General features: G+C 71.6%; 1 protein-coding gene. It reads right to left on the reverse strand.

Annotated elements, in window-relative coordinates:
• Positions 1-1,912 (reverse strand): hydantoinase/oxoprolinase family protein (locus EKO23_RS24630; protein ID WP_134721212.1); only part of this gene is annotated, 1,912 nt, incomplete at its 3' end.
• Positions 1,913-2,078: the final 166 nt, after the last annotated feature.

Genomic DNA, 2,078 nt, shown 5'->3' on the forward strand with positions numbered 1-2,078 from the left:
CGCCAGCGAGCGTCTCGAAACCACCCGGCCGCTCGTCCCGCTGCACCTCCGGCCGCCGGATCGGGCCGATCCCGGAGACCCGCAGGTTCACCCACTCCACCTGCTGCGAGGCGTCGCCGGAGAAGTCGTAGCCGTAGAGCGCCCGGTGCTCGGCGTGGAACGTGCGCGCGACCTCGTCGAGCAAGGCCTGGTCGAGGGGGGCGTCCCGCACCGGCACCCGGACCTCGAAGGCCTGGCCGAAGTAGCGCAGGTCCGCGGTCAGCGCGAACCGGTGCTCGTCCTCCGCAAAGCCCTCCTTGGTCAGCGCCTCGGCCGCCTGCGCCCGGAGTCCGTCGTACGACGACTGGAGCGTGGCCGGGTCGAGCGCGTCGTGCAGCGACACGTGGGTCTGGACGTAGTCGTTCTTGACGTCGACGGTGAGCAGGCCGAACGCGGAGACGTTGCCGGGGTTCGGCGGCACCAGCACCCGCGGGATGCCGAGGATGTCCATGAGCCGGCACAAGAGCAGCGAGCCGGACCCGCCGAACGTGGTGAGCGTGAAGTCGCGGACGTCGAGGCCGCGCTTGACGGTGACCTGGCGCAGCGCGTTGGCCTGGTTCCACGCGGAGATCTCGAGGATGCCGGTGGCGCAGGCCTCGGGGCTGAGGCCGAGGTCGCCGGCGAGCTTCACGATGCCGGTGCGCGCCGCCTCGACGTCGAGCGGGATCTCGCCGCCGAGCAGGTGCGGGGGGATCCGGCCCAGGACGACGTGGGCGTCGGTGATGGTGACCTCGGTGCCGCCCTTGCCGTAGCAGAGCGGGCCGGGGTCGGCGCCGGCCGACTGCGGGCCGACCTTGAGGGTGCCCTCGGGCGAGAGCCAGGCGATCGAGCCGCCGCCCGCGCCGACGGTGACCACGTCGATCATCGGGATCTTGCTCGGGTAGGCGCCGACGCTGCCCTCGGTGGTGAGGGTGGGTTCGCCGTCGATGACCACGCTGACGTCGGTGGAGGTGCCGCCGCCGTCGCTGGTGAGCACCTTGTCGAAGCCGGCCACCTTGGCGATCAGCGCGGCGCCGAGGGCGCCGGCGGCCGGGCCGGAGAGCACAGTGGTGATCGGCTGGTGCACGACCTCGTCGGCGGAGAGCACGCCGCCGTTGGACTTCATGACGTAGAAGGGGACCTTGCGGTCGCCGGCGTACGCCGAGAGCCGGTCCTTGATGTTGTTGACGTACCGCGAGAGCCGGGGCTTCACCGCGGCGTCGACCAGCGTGGTCATGGCGCGTTCGTACTCGCGGTACTCCCGCAGCACCTCGCTGGAGATCGAGACCACCGCGTCGGGATGCTCCTCGGCGAGGATCTCGCGCATCCGCTCCTCGTGGGCGGGGTTGGCGTAGGCGTGCAGGAAGCAGACACCCAGCGTGTCGATGCCCTGGGCCCGGAACCAGCGGGCCGCCTCGCGGGCGCCCTCCTCGTCGAAGGGCCGCACCTCGGCGCCGGTGAAGTCGAGCCGGCCGCCGACCGCCTTGACGTGGTGCCGCGGCACGATCCGGTCCGGCTTCACCCAGAAGTAGCTGTTGCCGTAGCCGTCCGGCACGCTCTGCCGGGCGATCTCCAGCATCGCGTCGTACCCCTCGGTCGTGAGGTACCCCAGCCGGTCGACCTTGCCCTCGAGCAGCTGGTTCGTCGCCACGGTGGTGCCGTGGCTGACCGCGCTCAGCGGGGTGCCGTCGGCGGGCGGGAGGCCGAGCAGCCCGAGCACCTTCTCGATGCCGGACATGAACCCGTCCGCCGGGTTGGACGGGGTGCTCGGCGTCTTCGTGGTCACCAGCTCGCCGGTGTCCTCGTCGAACGCGACCACGTCGGTGAACGTGCCTCCGGTGTCGATGCCCACCCGGATCCTGCGTGCCCTGCTCTCAGGGGTCTCGCCTGCCATGCGGACGATTCAACCGGTACGCCGCCCGGCCCGGCCATGGCACGATCTGCCGACGGAACGCCGATCCGTTGTCAGTGTTCGCCAGCGCGTCGGTGGGGGCTGCGTTGCGGGACGTCGCCGGGCCGCCGTACGGCTGCAATTGCGGCCGTATGCCACGGAATCGGCC

The sequence above is a fragment of the Nocardioides guangzhouensis genome (assembly GCF_004519545.1).
Classification (GTDB): Bacteria; Actinomycetota; Actinomycetes; order Propionibacteriales; family Nocardioidaceae; genus Nocardioides; species Nocardioides guangzhouensis.